Source organism: Gammaproteobacteria bacterium (genome assembly GCA_013817245.1).
Classification (GTDB): Bacteria; Pseudomonadota; Gammaproteobacteria; order HTCC5015; family HTCC5015; genus JACDDA01.
The window spans coordinates 1-16,603 of record JACDDA010000001.1; the positions used below are offsets into that span (position 1 = coordinate 1).

Annotated in this window: 14 protein-coding genes; all 14 read right to left on the reverse strand. The window is 44.8% G+C overall.

The window, feature by feature from the left end:
- Positions 1 to 2,026, reverse strand: a 2,026-nt coding sequence (locus tag H0W44_00005; protein MBA3580814.1) for a hypothetical protein, incomplete at its 3' end; no start/stop codon positions are given.
- Between the two features lie 636 nt (positions 2,027 to 2,662).
- A complete protein-coding gene (locus tag H0W44_00010) occupies positions 2,663 to 4,096 on the reverse strand; it encodes a TonB family protein (GenBank protein MBA3580815.1) in 1,434 nt (477 codons plus the stop codon).
- 21 nt (positions 4,097 to 4,117) lie between these two features.
- Positions 4,118 to 4,615 carry a biopolymer transporter ExbD gene (locus H0W44_00015; GenBank protein MBA3580816.1) on the reverse strand — a complete coding sequence of 166 codons (498 nt, stop codon included), beginning with the start codon at positions 4,613 to 4,615 and terminating at the stop codon, positions 4,118 to 4,120.
- A 25-nt stretch (positions 4,616 to 4,640) separates the two neighbouring features.
- Positions 4,641 to 5,120 (reverse strand): biopolymer transporter ExbD, encoded by a 480-nt coding sequence (locus tag H0W44_00020; protein ID MBA3580817.1) that lies wholly within the window; start codon positions 5,118 to 5,120, stop codon positions 4,641 to 4,643.
- Positions 5,113 to 5,769, reverse strand: a complete 657-nt coding sequence (locus tag H0W44_00025) for a MotA/TolQ/ExbB proton channel family protein (protein MBA3580818.1) — start codon at positions 5,767 to 5,769, stop codon at positions 5,113 to 5,115. The genes H0W44_00020 and H0W44_00025 overlap by 8 nt, the downstream gene beginning before the upstream one ends.
- 55 nt (positions 5,770 to 5,824) lie before the next feature.
- On the reverse strand, positions 5,825 to 6,118 hold the full coding sequence (locus H0W44_00030) for a hypothetical protein (protein MBA3580819.1): 294 nt from the start codon (positions 6,116 to 6,118) through the stop codon (positions 5,825 to 5,827).
- Positions 6,119 to 6,123: 5 nt separating this feature from the next.
- The gene (locus H0W44_00035) at positions 6,124 to 6,840 is read right to left on the reverse strand and encodes a tetratricopeptide repeat protein (GenBank protein ID MBA3580820.1); all 717 of its coding nucleotides are present in this window, start codon (positions 6,838 to 6,840) and stop codon (positions 6,124 to 6,126) included.
- Positions 6,827 to 9,958: a tetratricopeptide repeat protein gene (locus H0W44_00040; protein MBA3580821.1), complete on the reverse strand. Its 3,132-nt coding sequence runs from the start codon at positions 9,956 to 9,958 to the stop codon at positions 6,827 to 6,829. The genes H0W44_00035 and H0W44_00040 overlap by 14 nt, the downstream gene beginning before the upstream one ends.
- Positions 9,955 to 11,928, reverse strand: coding sequence for a hypothetical protein (locus H0W44_00045; protein MBA3580822.1), 1,974 nt, complete (start codon positions 11,926 to 11,928; stop codon positions 9,955 to 9,957). The genes H0W44_00040 and H0W44_00045 overlap by 4 nt, the downstream gene beginning before the upstream one ends.
- Positions 11,929 to 11,999: 71 nt before the next feature.
- Complete coding sequence (locus H0W44_00050; protein MBA3580823.1) at positions 12,000 to 12,536, reverse strand: hypothetical protein; 537 nt, start codon at positions 12,534 to 12,536, stop codon at positions 12,000 to 12,002.
- Positions 12,537 to 12,699: 163 nt separating this feature from the next.
- Positions 12,700 to 14,322, reverse strand: a complete 1,623-nt coding sequence (pgi, locus tag H0W44_00055; GenBank protein MBA3580824.1) for a glucose-6-phosphate isomerase — start codon at positions 14,320 to 14,322, stop codon at positions 12,700 to 12,702.
- Positions 14,323 to 14,430: 108 nt separating this feature from the next.
- Entirely contained in the window at positions 14,431 to 14,817 is a 387-nt protein-coding gene (locus tag H0W44_00060; GenBank protein MBA3580825.1) for an aspartate 1-decarboxylase, read from the reverse strand.
- An 81-nt stretch (positions 14,818 to 14,898) separates the two neighbouring features.
- Positions 14,899 to 15,741, reverse strand: a complete 843-nt coding sequence (locus tag H0W44_00065; GenBank protein ID MBA3580826.1) for a pantoate--beta-alanine ligase — start codon at positions 15,739 to 15,741, stop codon at positions 14,899 to 14,901.
- A gap of 12 nt (positions 15,742 to 15,753) precedes the next feature.
- Positions 15,754 to 16,596, reverse strand: a complete 843-nt coding sequence (gene panB / locus H0W44_00070) for a 3-methyl-2-oxobutanoate hydroxymethyltransferase (GenBank protein MBA3580827.1) — start codon at positions 16,594 to 16,596, stop codon at positions 15,754 to 15,756.
- Positions 16,597 to 16,603 lie beyond the last annotated feature (7 nt).

Below are 16,603 nucleotides of genomic sequence, written 5' to 3' on the forward strand. Positions count from 1 at the left end.
AGTCTTTGCCGGCATCCGTGTCGCCGGTTGAGCCGCAATTGGTGCTCCATTGCGCAAGGCCAATGGTGTCGTTCTCAACGTGGCAACGCTCGCAGGTATTGGTGCTGCCCGGATGGCTCGCCGCCGCCGTCGGTTTGTTGCGCAGCGCGGCGGTGGTGCTGACGTGACACGCGACGCAGCTGTTGCCGTTCTTATCACTGGCGTGGTTAAAGGTCCACGCGGTCCAGACGCTGAAGTTGGTGCCGCTGTTGGTGTGGCAACTTTCGCACTCGGCGGTGCCGGTCGGAATGTGGGTGGCAATTTTAAGATCCGCGCCCCAGGCATTGCCGCTGACGTGACAGGTATCGCAGGTGAGCGCCGCTGAGACGGTGTCGCTGTGGCGCATGCAATCCGCGCCGCTGGTGCCGCCGTCGTTATCACCGCAGGTGGTCTTCCAGTTCGGGGTTACAACCCCGCCGGCATGGCATAACTCGCAGGTCTCGGTCGAGCTTATATGAGTCACCGCGCTGTAATCGTTCTTGTGCCGACCGCCGCCACTGATGTGACAGCCACTGGCGTTGCAGCCGCTAACGGTACTGCTGTGATCAAAGCCTGCACCGGTCCAGTCGGTGTATTTAACGGGTGTATGGCAGGTATCGCATTCGGCACTGGTGATCGGATGGCCTACTTTGTCCGCTTTGGTCATCGCTAATGCATGCGCCCCACTGTGACAGCTGTTGCAGTTGCTTAAGACCGTGCCACTGGCTTGGCCGTGATCCATGCAGTCTTTGCCCGCATCCGTGTCGCCGGTCGTGCCGCAGTTGGTGCTCCATTGCGCAAGGCCAATGGTGTCGTTCTCAACGTGGCAACGCTCGCAGGTATTGGTGCTGCCCGGATGGCTTGCCGCCGCCGTCGGTTTGTTGCGCAGCGCGGCGGTGGTGCTGACGTGACACGCGACGCAGCTGTTGCCGTTCTTATCACTGGCGTGGTTAAAGGTCCACGCGGTCCAGACGCTGAAGTTGGTGCCGCTGTTGGTGTGGCAACTTTCGCACTCGGCGGTGCCGGTCGGAATGTGGGTGGCAATTTTAAGATCCGCGCCCCAGGCATTGCCGCTGACGTGACAGGTATCGCAGGTGAGCGCCGCTGAGACGGTGTCGCTGTGGCGCATGCAATCCGCGCCGCTGGTGCCGCCGTCGTTATCACCGCAGGTGGTCTTCCAGTTCGGGGTTACAACCCCGCCGGCATGGCATAACTCGCAGGTCTCGCTGGTGCTCGGATGTGCGCCGCTCTTGTACGGACCAATCCCGGTCGGTGTGTGGCAGCTCACGCCGCAATCCACCGTTAAAGCCGTGTGATCCGTACTAGAAACATCTCTCCAATCAACCGTACTGTTATGACAAACATCACAATCGGAATTAGTAGGAATATGTCCGGGATGTTTGCCTGTTGCTGTTTGCCCATCGTGACAAGCTTGGCAGTTATCGCGTATTGATAAGTCTATTTCACTGTGCGGCATCGGAATTTTGACAGGATTCCATGCAGGTGCTGTGGGTTCATGACAGGCTTCGCAGTTGTTACTCGTGAGGATATGACCAGACAAATCGTCTTCTTTAGAGTTGCGCGCAAATTGGTCACCATCATTATGACAATCGACACAATCGCCCGTGACTTCGTTGTGATCCATTTTGTGTAATGGACGCCACGTTTGACCATTTAAATGGCAAGCGTCGCAATTATCGGTGCTGTTGATGTGGGCAGCATCTTTGTCCATAGCAATAACATCGTTATGACAATCCGCACATTCGCCGCGTACATGCTGATGGTTTACGGTAACGATATCCGACCAAGCAATGGTGTTATGGCAGGCGACACATTGGGTATCAACGCCCATATGGTCGAGCGTTATAAGGGTTTTTTCACGCGATAAGGTGCCATTGTCAGGCGCATCAATACCATGACAATCTACACATTGATTAGGAGTATCTCGAAATAAGCCACCTAAATGGCAGGATGCACAGGGAGCTTTTTCATGAGCATTTTCGAGCACGAAGCCTGTAGTAAAATGATCGAATTTATCGCGAGCTTGTTCTTTTTTGGCGTGGGCAGGCTGTATACATAGACATAGCAATGCGAACAAGATCACGCTTAATGCACGACCTATCCGCTTATAGTCTCTAATAGTCTCACTCAACAACATAACTATTTGTTCATCTACATCCAGATTACAACTTTCATTAGTAGAGTATATAGATAGTTAATTAACAATCTGTGCGCCAAATCTCACGGGCGGGCAAGTCTACAGATTCAACGGTAAAAATCGAAGTCTGAATGTTAAATGCTGCGTTGTCTTAACAGTTGCTCAGCATTCTGCCTGACACTGACAGATCACCCTAAGCTAGCGGCGGCCTGAAATAATAACTTTAAGTATTATTGCTATAGAGGAAACACTTCGATGAATAACAAGTAGTAAACGCATCCCTATCTTTTTCCGCACTGAAATAATGGGCTCGCCTCGTGCTAATGGATTTAGCCATCGAAAACCTACTGTAAAAATTAAAACTCTAATTATGTTTTTTTAAAATTATTTTATTAATAATTTTAACGCGTGACATTGTTAGCGCTCACAGCAAAAACAAAACAGACCGTCATACTTACATATGACGGTCTGAAAATTTTCAAATAATTATTGCGGGAAAAACTCGATCGGATAACGAATCGTAATAGAGTCTACGTCTTTAGGACCAAAGTTAAATAAACGCACACGTGTTGCAATCTTCGCTTCAAGCTCTGGATCTTTAAGCTCACTCGACTCCACTGAAACATTTGTTACAGAGCCGGACGGCGAAATAGTTAATTTCAATACTACTTTACCGCGCAAAGTTGGATTGGTACGCAGAGCTCGCTGATACATTTGATACAAGCTACTCTTATTACGATCAAATACGATTTGAACTTCTTCATCAGTACGCGAACCACGTACTGAATCTTGAGCAAGCGGTTCATTCGCATCACCAAATTCATCGCTGATCACACCCGTCATACGCTGTGTGCCACGCGAACCTAAACCTGTACCACCGAAACCAGATCCGCCAACGTCGCGACTCATGCCCGCAACCGCTACGCCACCACTACTACCACCTCTGGCGCTAGTGATTAATGAACGTTCGGTTTTACGTGCATTCGCACCGTCTGCTGTTACGCGCGCATTTTTACCTAGCGATTGATCTAAATCATTGTCCATTAAATCGGCAAAGCTATCTTGAAATGCGAGCAGACCGGAACGGCTCGCTTTTTCACGCGCTTGTTTTTCCGCGTCGTTTTTAGGACCGGGTGCTTTTTTCTCTGGCTTTATACCATCATCTTTTTTCACTGAATCATCAGTTTCTTTTTTAGGCGGTGGTGGCGGCGGCGGTGGCGGTGGTTTGCGCTCTTTAATTAATTGCGCAAAACGATCATCCAAGATGACAACTTTTGGTATCTCTCTGACAGGCAATCTATCAATGTAATAATCAATTAAAAATGCCAACAAAAATGCCAACAACAATAACAACCAACGAATACGGTTGTAACGTTTATCGTCTTCGTCTCTATTCCACGGCATGTTTGTGGTATGCCGGAAATACATAACAAACTCGACAGGTCTGCCTTCTGCATCATTAATAATGTATTTTTGCGCACGTGTAAGCGGTCTGATTTTATCTAGTTCAGCACGTGCCGTATTCGTGATTTCACGTGCTTCACTAAGCACTTGACGTTTTTCGTCGTACTGCTTTTTGATTTCTGCGCGTTTACTTTGCAATGCTGTTAACTGACGATCAATGCGTGCTGCGTATGCATCACTACGTTTTTTTAATTGTTCGGGAGAAATTACATCTTCAAAAAATAAATGCCCCTCTTCGGTCAAAGGCGGCAAATCCCCCAAACGACTTAATTGTTGCGAGAGGTTTTTTAAAGCTTGTGCAGTAGCATCTTTAGCATCTAATTCAGCCATGGCCGCATTAATTTCTGCGTACTCATGCTCAACAATATCTAAACGTATTTTAGTCTCATCATATTTCTCTTGCAGCGCTTGTTCTTGTTCGCTGACGGGTGGTGTCGTATTGTTTTGATTCGCCATAACTCAAATAACCTATAAAATTTATTGCACAGCTTTTTGGGAAACGGCTAAGGAGATTTTGTCGTAACCTGCAACCGTGCTAGTAGCCATAATTTTTTTCAATACTTTAAATTGGATTTCACGATCACCCATAATATTGATATTACGTTTTGCTCCAGAGTCATCAGCAGGTAACACTAACCGAGCAGCTTCTTCTTCTAAAGCGACACGCAAAGGTTCGATCACAGGATCTTCTGCTGTACTTGCCATCACTTCTACCGTACTCGCAACAACGCGTTCGTTTAACCAAATATCGGTAGGCGTTATCATGACGACAGTAGATTTTTCGGGTTTTTGTTCCGCTACTGAATCAGGCAACTTTAAACTACTGGGCGGTTGCATTTCTGCACTACCGGACGTGTTCAATAAGAAAAACACAAGAATAGTAAAAACATCCATTAACGAAGTTAAATTGAGTGCTGGAACAGCGCGACTACGCGCACGCTCCATTCGTTTCATTCGCCGTGATTGTTGTTTCATTTAATAATCCTGCTTCGAGCGCCTATTAAGGCGCATCACCCACTGAAATTTCAGGGAATAATTCATACCTATCAATAATGCCGCCCGGTTTTTCAATTTCGACACGGCTTACCGCATCCATAACTTTTACCATGGCTTCGTAACGTAACTCGGGCTCCATCAATACGGTGGCATCTAATTTATCGGGGAAATTATTTTTAATTTCACGCAATACATTTCGCAAACCCGCAATATCGTATTCACCTTCTTTAGAATTTGGAAAACGCGTAACAATTTGCAAACCATCACCAATTTCCAAACGATCTTTTCGTACGATAACTTCTAATGCAATTTTCTTTTCATCCGCGGCAGCAGCGCCACCCGGGGAAGGTAAATTTAATTGCAAAATTGTAACGCGTGAAAACACCGCCGAGATCAACAAAAACGGCACTAAAATCACCATCAAATTTAAGAAGGCGGTGATATCCAGATCCGGGGGGATTTGTGGGCCCCGACGTCTAGCCATTTTTTGACGCCTCACGACGTGAAACTTCAGATAACAAATTTAAAGTTTTAACTGATGCCATTTCTAAGCTATCAACAATTTGACCGGTTTTGGTTGTTAAGAATGTATACAACAACAACAAAGGAATACCCGCAATCAAACCAAACGCTGTGGTATTCATGGCCACCGCGATCGCGCCTGATAATACGTCAGCACGCTTAGCAGGATCGACACCAGTTACTTGACTAAACGCTTGAATCAAACCCATAACCGTACCCAGCAGACCCAACAAAGTTGAGATGTTTGCCAAAATACCTAGATAGTGAGTACGACGTTCGAGCTGAGGAATAACTTCCATCATGCCTTCTTCCATCGCGATTTCGATATCATCACGACGACGAGCTGCGCCATGGCGACTCAAACCTAAACTTAACACCGTGCCAATTTCAGTATTCGAATGCGCTGTCATTTCACGTGCGCGCTCAAACTGACCTTCTTCTAAAACAGGCTGTAATTCTGCCCACATTCTGCGATTTTGACGTTCCACTTTGGATAATTTCATATAGCGTTCAATAGCAATTGCAACGCCCCAAGCAAACACAAAACCGATTGGTGCCATAAAAATGCCACCTTCATACATAAATCGCCAAGTATCATAAATCAACTGCATAACGCTCTCCTCACCTTCGTAATTTTAATTAATTGTACAAAAAAATATTTCGCCTTTACGGCTCAACAGCAGCGACCGGGTCTCCGGAATTCGCGAATTGGTAATATTCTAATTCGCGCATAAACACATCTCTGTCTAACACTATCAAGCGTTCATCTAGAGTATTGGTCAATTGTGTTTCAAGACCTACCGCAGAACTTTTCCAAGGCACGATAAATAAGGTTTTTGGTAATTCACGATTACCAATAATGGATGTACCCCGCATATCCACAACCTCACCTTGCGCGAAGCTCAGCGACGTAACACAGATCAATAAGATACAAACGCTAACTCGTTGCCACAAAGTCATCATCATTAACTTCCCTTGCTCACAGGAGCAACAGTTGTTGATTCAGGGGCAGGTACCGAATTGTCAACAGGTAGTGCCGATGGCGGAGTAGCGCTCGGCTCGGCAATACCCGCACGTTGACGTACGTCGCTCAACCACATGCTAACTTTTTGAGCATCACTAGGATTTAACTGTTGATACTTTTCAAAATGTTCCACTGCGCACTTCGGTAGATCAATATAAATATCACATAATACGCCTAAATTAAGATGCACTTTGGCATAAGCTGGATCACTTTTTATGGCTTTTTCATAGGCTTTTTTGGCTTCTTCGAATTGCCCCGTGCGCCGCAAAAATAAACCATATTCATTTTGCGCAACGGCATTCATAGGATCAACTGCTACCGCTTTCGCTAACGCAGCGCCGGCTTTTTCCATGTTATCTGCATTATCAATATCACCGCTTAACTTCATATAAGCAATACCAAGATTGATATACGCGCCGGTTAACTGATCATTTTTTGCAACAATCGCTTCCAATAATGGAATCGCTTCGGCATATTTCTCTTGTTTCATAAAACTTAATGCTTCTTTAAACCGCGCTTCAACCGCAGCACTAACTTCTACTGGCTTACGATCGCGATAATTAGCACTCGTGCTCATTCCACCGGTGCATGCAGTCAACATCAACGTCATCATCAATAACGCTGCATATAAACCCTGCGTTGAGTTAATAGATGGCATTGACAAAGTTCTCCCCTGCTTCTTGCTTGGCATAACGCACTGGCAGCAACTTGCCTAACTGCTCAATACTTTTATCGATCCAACCATTAAATATACCGGTGGATAATAATTCGAGATTTTTCTCATAGACTGCAATTGCTTTTTCTTCGAAAGGATACGCTTGTTCTTCTAAGACCAACTGATACTGCTCTAACTCCAACTCATCTAAATTCTTAGGGCGCTCAGAATTAAGCAGATCGACACTAAATTGATAATAGATGCCCGCAATTTGATAAGTTGCCGCAGCAATCACTTCAGCTACACCATACTCGGTAAGCTCGCTATAAGCTTTAATAGCTTTTTGCATTTTTTCTTTTTTAACCGCCAAGGTTTTTTGGAATGGTTCTTTTAATGGCGATTCTTTGAACACTTGTAAAATCGGTTCATTTAATACAAACGCAGATTTAGCGGCCAAATACTTTGTACGGTCGGTGCGTTCACTGCCCGCGGTTTTATCAACGCGCACAATTTCTTTTAGCATGTCGGTGTAATTATTTGTTTTACCGGTTTTTTGATACAACTGAGCAATGTGATAACGCGCTTCCACTGCGTCCTCTACAGGCTTCGGATAATTTTTCACGAAACGCTCATAACGAGAAATTGCTGTGTCTAATTGCCCTGCTTTTTCATAAAACTCAGCGGACAATGTCATCGCTTCTTTTTTCACAGCAGGCTCTACTGCTTGCTCTGCAATTCGGTCATATTCCAACGCCGCTTCCGCTAATTTGCCATTTTTTTGATAAACGTAAGCTAATTTTGTAGTCACATCAAATTGCAATTTATGACTGGCGAATTGTTGACGAAAGCCACTTAATACGACGGTTGCCCGATCCCATTTTTCTGCAGTAATTAAAATAACTGCGGCGTCATATTCAGCATTGGGGCGAATTTTTGAATCTGGCGCCAATTGTCCTATGCGCATGAAATTATCAACCGCTTTGTCAATCTCGCCTTTATCTTTTAATACTTCCGCTTGCTTATAAATGGAAGCAGCATAATTATCTACGACAATTAAACGACGCTGATCATCTTTGGGCAACAGGTCTAACACCGATTTATAAGACGCTTCGGCTTCATCATAACGCGCTAATTCAAACTTCGAATGTGCAATCACAATCCAGTTTGCCATTAACAATTTTGCATCTGCTTTAGGATGATCTTTAACGACTTTATCTGCCACATCAATAGCACGATCATACTCTTTCAATGCATACAAATTTTCCGCCGCATTCGTCAGCACTGCGGGCGCTTCAGGATGGGTAGGAAAAGTATCGCCAAATTGTAAAGAGCTACGAATCATTTCATTATGAGCATTCGCTTGTTGATGCACGGGCACAACTTTTTCATAATCGCGAAACGCTATAATCGCCGCGTAACCTGCTTCAGCTGATTTTTCATGTGCAGGATAAGCATAGGCAGTTCGTTCATACTCCACCGACGCTTCTCTATAAGCTTTATTTTCATAGAACAATTCAGCCAATAAGAAATTCATGGCCGGCGCTTGTACATCTTGAGGGAAAGACGCTAAAAATTCTCGATACCAGCGAGCCGCTTCAACATACGCCGCTTGCCGTTCTTCCGGCTTTCCGGCGCGCTGCGACAAAGCATGATAATGCTTAGCCAGATCATTTAGATTGGTTTTAATAAAGGCCAAAATATCAGGGGATTTTTTAATATCATGTTGGCGCCAATAATCACCGTTGATGGCATAACGCGCGGCAAAATCTCGTTTAGTATCAATAATCAAAATAGGGAAGCGACCTTTGATATAAACATCGATCGTATTCATATGAAATGCTGGTGCTTTTTCGTGCATCGGATATTGATTAATAAAAGTCAAATACGATTCTGCCGCATCAGCATAACGACGTTTTTCTAAAAAGTGATCAGCCAAACTAGCGTAGACCAAATCTTCATAACTACGCGGACCGCGAGTTTGGAAATACTCGACGATCGAACTCGGGCCGCCAATGTAGGAAAAAGTTAAACTCATCACGCGTAACGTGTCATCAACGCGCTGATATTCGGTTTTATTGGCTTCAGGATTTAAGTGATAACCTGACGCTGTTTTCATATCAAGCAACACTACAAAATCATCAAGTGCTTCGGCATACATGCTTTGTTTAAATAATGACCAACCGCGTTTAAATAATGATTGATCATAATAAGCAGAAACTTGCCCAATTTTAATGACTTCACCGTAAGCCTTTTCAGCATCCAGGAATTTGCTACGCACAAAGAAAATTTCACCGCGTCTAAATTGGGTTTCGTCGATATGCCGCGTATTCGGATAAGTTTTAACGATGCGATCAAGAATAACCATGGCTTCATCTTGACGGCCAGTTTCTTCATAGGCACGTGCTAATTGATAAAGCACTTCATCATTGCGATCGTAATTAGGATATTTTTCCAACAAGGTTTTATAAAGATTGATGGCTTGCTCAGTATCGGCGGCGGCTTCTGCACCCGGTATATCACTGCCGGCATTTGCTGCCAACGTTGTTACGCCAGTGGTACGGCGTTCAAAATCTTTATCTGATTCACCTGGTTGCTGAGGCTTATCATTATTTTTTTGCATCGCCGCGACAATCGGTGAATCTACTGCTGCACTACCTTCACGACCTTTGATAACAGTTTTTTCTGCATTACCAGGAAACAATACTTCAAAATCAGCTGAACTTTGTTCGCCCCCAGCCGCAGAAAAAAACTTTTTGGGAGCCGCTTTAGGCGCGCCCGCAATCAATTTTCCATCCGCACCTAATTCACGATCACGACGCACTTGTTTCACGAATTCATAAGTGCCCGAGCCTTTTTCTAACTGCAAGTCGGCTAACCGACGCATCGCTTCAGGTGAAGCGGCTGCATCTTCCGGCATTTCTAAAAGAAACTGCTTATAAGCTGACATCGCTTTTTCTAATGAGTCTTCAATGATCGGCTCATCAATAACAACTTCTTGGTCACGCAAACTCGCAATACTGTCGCGATAATTAACACCGCCGCCTAAACAGCCCGCACCTAAGGTCGCAATGACGGTTATAAAACTCACTTTTAAATAGTTTTTATAAGTATCGGTTTTCATAGCGCAGGTACCGTAGTACTTTTATCCGATTCGGCAGCAACGGGAGCAACCGATTCAGCAGGGGTTTCTACTGCTTTATCGCGCTCCTCTTTAATAATACTTTGTTGTTGCTTCATTATTTCTTCAGCATCACGCGCTTGTTTTTTGGTGGCCCGATCGTAACTTTCTGCTAATGCAAAGCGGGCTTTCACGCGATAGTCCGCCAACTTTTGGCGCCGACGATCAAGTTCCATTACGGTAACTTTTTCTAAATAACGAGCTTGTTGATCCATTACACCATCAATACGCGTCAACATGGACTGTAAACTAGTGGCATTACGCTGAAACGGTGCCTGATAACCATCGTAACTTTGATAAGCCTCTTTCTTTAAACGCACAATTACGGCGTGCTGTGCACGTAGCGTCGCTAATAATTGATCCAATTCTTTTGCGTGTTGGTGCGTTTGCGCTAATCGTGTGTCGTATTCGGTATTCAAGCTCCAAAAAATACGACCTTTTAAACGAGCAAGCCGCGCCGTTGCATCAGCAACACCCGGCTGTGGTGGTAATTGACGAATTTTATTTTCTATTTGCTGAAATTGACGCTGCCATTCCAATTCTTCTTTAGTCGACAATGCATAAACATCTCGACGATTTTGTGTGCTTTGTAACTGTGTTACTAACTGATTACGACGACGTTCAACCCAATTCAACATGGTGTCGAGATAATGGAATCGATCTTCAATGACAGGTAACAACGGTTGGTAATATTGTTTACGGGTTTTCAACAAATCATCATAAGCTTGCAAACTGCGTTGCCAATCTTGCACATTACGTTTCATTCGACCTAAATCACGATAATTTTTAATAGAATCATGAAAATCATTACTCGCCATTAAATCGAGCAAATAACGGGTTTCCGGTGCGTCTGGAGTTTTTACCAGTGACTCAATAAAAGAATCGTTTACTTCATCAGGATCACGCAAGAGTGCATCCCGTAATTTACCTTGCATGATATTTAAGATTGAACTATCGAGCCGGTCAATTTCTTTATCAAATTCTGCGACTGCTTTGCCATACAAAATCGCGGCGCGGCCATAAGCTTCTAATTTGGAATAAGCAAAAGGTAATGCAAGCAATGATTCTTGCACTGCTGCATCCCGTGGATCGCGAGCATTCAAAATCGTCCACGGTGTGAGTGCGCGCTTATATTGCCCTTGAGCCGCATCTGCCCAACCCGCGTGCAATAATGTTTTATTCGAATACGGTCCGCTTAAACGCACGCGATCGAGATAAGGTCGGCCCAATTGCGGATAGCCTTCTTGCAATAAACGATAACCTAAAGCGACATTTGCTTTATCACGTAAAGCATTCATCTCCTCGCCGCCCATGCTAAAGCGACCAATTTGATCCAGTTTTTGTGCGCCATCTTCTAATTTGCCATCCAACATCAAGGCTACGCCCGTGTTGTAAATGGCGTATGCATCCCACGGTGGTGAACGTACGTTTTTTAATAATTTAACGGCTTCAGGATATTTTTTTTGGGTAATTTGAATTTGGCCGCCCAACAAATAAATGCGGTCTTCCCATTCTTTGGGTAACTTACCTTTGATTTTGTTATAGGCCTGCAAGGCATTTTCAAAATCACTTTTTTGATAATACAAACGCGCTAAATGATAAGCCGCGGTATTGCGCGTCTGATCATCTGCTTTGTCGTTATTAATAAGCTTTTCAAGAGCGCGCCCGGTTTTTTGATGCATTCGAAAAGCGAGTTCGAGTTTACCGGTCGATAGCTCCGCATCATTACGATGTTCCACAAAAGGATCACGGCCAGGTTCATCCAAGCGATAATGCTGAATCAATTCAGCGTCCAACCGTACGATGGCATTAAAATAATCTTTGCTATACCAGTAATACAATGCTTCGCCGTAATACAAATCACGTAAAGCCGGCGCTCGTTGTTCTTGTGCAGACGCAACTAGCATAGACATACATAACGCTAAACCTGCGCCAGCACGAATTGAATATTGCAAAAAAAGATTGTTACAACAGCGCACTGTGATTACCAATGCTTAACCTTGATTTGAGGATCAGCAGGATTACCTACCACTTGTATTTCAACAAACTTTGGACCCAACTCTTTATTGATCTCGAACGCTGCTTTGCGAGTATAACTAGTACCTTCACCCGCCGAACGACCTTTAACAGTGACGGTACCTTGATGTTTGCCAGTGGTCGCATTTCCCGTGTAAAGCCGTTGAACGCCTCCTTTTTGCAAGGCCTCCACTTCACGGAAACTGTAAACGTGATTAGCAACTACTTGTGCATCTAAAGTGAAATCCACCGAATCAACTTGAAAGAATTCATCTTTGGTGGATAAAGACAAGAAAACAGAGACTTGAGTGGTCGATGGGAAGAGTAACTTCTCTTCTAATAAAGACAGCTCCTGATTAATCTGGATAACGTCTTTTTTAAGTGTCTGAACTTGATCATCAATACCTTTAAGTTCTTCACGTCCCGGCGCGCTGGTATCCGCGGCCCAACTCAAGGTGATCACACACAAGGCTGCAACGCCCACTAATGCACGTATTGAATTCACGTTGTCTCCCCCAGTACGGTACTAACAAATAGCGAGGTTGGTAAACCTTCAGCGCTTTGTTAGTCAATATACTGACTAATTTTACATTCTGGTTTCAGTCCCACTGCTAACCAGTTGATTTTTAAATGCTAATTGACTTACCAATTTCGCAGAAAGTGAAACTCTACCTGTTTTTTAGGCGTTCCACCAGCCGTCGAGTAGAACTACTCACCGTCGTCGGCATTTTTTCTTGCCCCAACCAAGCGCTCACTGACTTAGCCAAGGCCTTGCCGTATTCGACACCCCATTGATCAAAAGAATTCAAGCGCCAAATAACCCCCTGCACAAATACTTTATGCTCATATAAAGCTAACAATGCGCCTAAGCTGAAAGCATCAAGACGCGGTAATATCAGAGCATTGCTACAACGATTACCGGCAAACTGTCGATACACCGCTAAATATTTCGCTTCACCGGGCAATAATTCGGTTTCTGCTTCGCTTCTACTTTTACCTTGCATTAAAGCTTCCATCTGCGCCAGCGCGTTAGCTAACAAAAACTGGTGGTGCTGCGGCCAATGTGCATCACCTTCCGCAAGCAAAATAAAATCCATAGGAATTTGTTGAGTCCCTTGATGTAGTAATTGAAAAAATGCGTGCTGACCATTCGTGCCGGCTGCGCCCCATAACACCGGTCCGGTACTATAATCGACCCATTCTCCTGCACGATCCCAACTCTTACCATTACTCTCCATATCCAGCTGCTGCATATACAAAGGCAGACCCGCTAAACGTTGAGCGTATGGCAACAACGCATAATTTGTGCAGCCCCAAAAATTGTGCTGCCAAATGCCTAACAAAGCCAAAATAACGGGCATGTTTTTTTCAATCGGTGCGGTACAAAAATGTTGATCCATCGCATACGCACCGGCTAGAAATTGATCAAATTGCTCAGATCCCACCGCCAGCACTAAAGGCAAACCAATACTGGACCAAATGGAATAACGCCCACCCACCCAATCCCAAAATAAAAAACAATTTTTAGCGGGAATACCAAATTCAATGGCGGCATTCGGCGCGGCGGTAACAGCTACAAAATGCTGCGCAAAAGCTTTTGGATCGCTGCCTACTTGCTGCTCAAACCAAGCGCGCGCACCGCGGGCATTGGTTAACGTTTCCAGCGTCGTAAAACTTTTTGACGATACGATGAATAAAGTATTGCTGGGCTGACAATGAGCCAGCACATCATTTAACTGTGCACTATCAATATTAGAAACAAAAAATAAAGTTAAATCTGGGCTCGCATAAGGCTGCAATGCAGCATAGGCCATCGAAGGTCCAACATCGGAACCACCAATACCAATATTGACAATATTAGTAATCAAATCGCCTTGATAGCCGCGCCATTGACCACTGCGCACCTGCTCAGCAAAGTCATACATTTTCTGACGTGCCGCTACAATCTCTGCGTGCAAACCGTCGGTTGATGTCAAATGCGTTTCAGCAGGTACGCGCAAGGCCACATGCAGAACAGGTCGCCCCTCACTATGATTAATGTGCTCGCCGGCAAACATACGGTTACGCCAGTCTTGCCAAGCAGCATCTTCGACTAATTGATGCAATAAGCTGAGCGTTGGATCATCAATGTGATTTTTAGAATAATCGAGAAATAAACCAGCCGCTTCGACACTATATCGTTCCGCTCGCGCGGGGTCTTCTTGAAATAAGCTGCGCAAAGTTCGGTCACGCCACTGCAATTGTTGGGCTTGCAGAGCCTGCCAAGTCGGTGATTCAGTCAAACGTGACATCAATTTTAATCATGAAAAATGAAGGTGGAGCATCTTAGCAGTATTGTTCAGAGGCAACAAAAAAGCCCCGCTAGTGCGGGGCTTTTATAGGATATTAATATTAAGCGTTTAAGCAGCTTGTGTAGGAATAGTATTCGCGGTGCGAATAATTTTGTTTTCCAAAGATTGATTTAAATAAATTAAAGTGGGTTTATACAATTTCGCTTCAGCAGCATTAAATACCGCATAAGTACAAATAATCACTTTGTCCTGCGGGCTGGCTTTATGCGCGGCCGCGCCATTCACCGAGATGATACCCGAGCCTTCTTTAGCGCGAATAGCATAGGTGGTGAAACGTTCACCATTTGTAATGTTGTAGATCTGGATCTGCTCGTATTCATGAATACCCGCAGCATCCAATAAATTACCATCAATCGCGCAAGAGCCTTCATATTCCAGCTCTGCGTGCGTGACCATAGCTTTATGCAACTTAGCTTTGAGCAATGTAATTTGCATCACCGGCCCCCTACAACTTTAAGTATTAAAAAAACCAATAGTAAACAGAGTTACTATCAAAGACGGGGCATAATAACTGGTTTAAATCGCAAATTCTAGATTATCAATCAGTCGAGTGGTGCCGAGTCGACCGGCGGCCAAAATCACCAATTGCGCATCCTGTTCATTCGCGGGCGCTAGATCTTGCGGTCGACAGATTTTCACATAGTCGGGCTGCCAGCCGCTTTTCTTTAAGGCTTTTATCGCATTGGTTTGCAAAACGGGATAATCCCGTCTGCCACTCATTACCGCAGCAGCAATTTGCTGTAATGCAGCGTACAACTGTGGCGCTATTTGACGATCTTCCGGACTTAAATATTGATTGCGCGAACTCATCGCTAAGCCATCTGCTTCGCGCGCCGTATCAACACCGATAATATCCACCGGAAAATTCAGCTGATGCACTAGCTGTTTAATTACTGCTAATTGCTGATAATCTTTTTTGCCGAAAACAGCGATATCGGGTTGCACCAAATTAAATAATTTCGCAACTATGGTCGCTACGCCATCAAAATGTCCCGGTCGATGTAAACCACATAAACGTTCTGCCAACGCGCCCGCCTGTACGCGCATTGTTGGTTCGCCCTCGGGATACAAAATTTCAGGTGATGGCGCAAATAATAACGTTGCGCGTTCATTGCGTAATTTTTCGCAGTCTTCATTTAAGGTGCGCGGATAGTTTGCAAAATCTTCATTCGGACCAAACTGCAGAGGATTAACAAAAATGCTAACGACGACACGATCAGCGCGACGCGCTTCTCGCACTAACCGCAAATGACCTTCGTGCAAATTACCCATTGTAGGTACAAAACTAATACTTTCGCCGGCGCGCCGCCAAGCGCGTAATTGATGGCGCAAAGCGCTCACCTCTTCCACTATACGCATACTTTAAAACTCTTAAGTGAAACTATGTTCGCTGCTAGGAAAACGTTTAGCTTTAACGTCATTAACGTAAGTTTGTATAGCCGCGCGAATATCACCGCCATTTGCTAAAAAATCTTTGGAAAATTTCGGGCGCTTACCCGGCGTAATCGCCAAAATATCGTACAACACTAACACTTGACCATCACAATCAGAACCCGCACCAATGCCAATCACCGGCACTTCTACTTGTTGCGTAATTTGCGCAGCCAATGAAGCAGGTACCGCTTCCAATAACAACACATCCGCACCCGCGTCTTGTAAACGTTGCGCTTCAATTAACATCGCTTCTGCCGCTGCCGCGTCTCGACCTTGTACGCGATAACCACCTAGTTTATGCACCGATTGCGGACGCAAACCTAAATGCGCGCACACCGGAATACCTTCATTCACCAATGCACGAATAATCGCTTCTTGCGCTTGTGTGCATTCCAACTTCACCATTTGCGCGCCACCTTCTTTCATTAAACGCGCAGCATTTTGCAAAGCAGTATCAATCGACCAATAACTCATAAAAGGCATATCAACCATACGCAAACCATGACGGCATTGCGTAGCGACAGCCCGCGCATGATAAATCATGTCATCAACCGACACCGGCAAGGTGCTATCTAAACCCTGGATAACATTACCTAAAGAATCGCCGACTAATTGTATATCAACGCCTACATCATCTAATAATGCTGCGAAAGAAGCATCATACGCAGTTAATGCTGCAATTTTTTCACCACTGCTTTTCATATCACGCAGTGTTTTAACGGTCACAGTACGCTTAATTGGCGCACTATTTGCAGTGCCTTGATAAGGTGATGTGCTCATAATATTT

Bases quoted from the DNA above. Each gene is read 5' to 3' on its own strand.
- H0W44_00010 (MBA3580815.1), bottom strand. From the start codon at position 4,096: ATGGCGAATCAAAACAATACGACACCACCCGTCAGCGAACAAGAACAA.
- H0W44_00015 (MBA3580816.1), bottom strand. From the start codon at position 4,615: ATGAAACAACAATCACGGCGAATGAAACGAATGGAGCGTGCGCGTAGT.
- H0W44_00020 (MBA3580817.1), bottom strand. From the start codon at position 5,120: ATGGCTAGACGTCGGGGCCCACAAATCCCCCCGGATCTGGATATCACC.
- H0W44_00025 (MBA3580818.1), bottom strand. From the start codon at position 5,769: ATGCAGTTGATTTATGATACTTGGCGATTTATGTATGAAGGTGGCATT.
- H0W44_00030 (MBA3580819.1), bottom strand. From the start codon at position 6,118: ATGACTTTGTGGCAACGAGTTAGCGTTTGTATCTTATTGATCTGTGTT.
- H0W44_00035 (MBA3580820.1), bottom strand. From the start codon at position 6,840: ATGCCATCTATTAACTCAACGCAGGGTTTATATGCAGCGTTATTGATG.
- H0W44_00040 (MBA3580821.1), bottom strand. From the start codon at position 9,958: ATGAAAACCGATACTTATAAAAACTATTTAAAAGTGAGTTTTATAACC.
- H0W44_00045 (MBA3580822.1), bottom strand. From the start codon at position 11,928: ATGTCTATGCTAGTTGCGTCTGCACAAGAACAACGAGCGCCGGCTTTA.
- pgi (MBA3580824.1), bottom strand. From the start codon at position 14,322: ATGTCACGTTTGACTGAATCACCGACTTGGCAGGCTCTGCAAGCCCAA.
- H0W44_00060 (MBA3580825.1), bottom strand. From the start codon at position 14,817: ATGCAAATTACATTGCTCAAAGCTAAGTTGCATAAAGCTATGGTCACG.
- H0W44_00065 (MBA3580826.1), bottom strand. From the start codon at position 15,741: ATGCGTATAGTGGAAGAGGTGAGCGCTTTGCGCCATCAATTACGCGCT.
- panB (MBA3580827.1), bottom strand. From the start codon at position 16,596: ATGAGCACATCACCTTATCAAGGCACTGCAAATAGTGCGCCAATTAAG.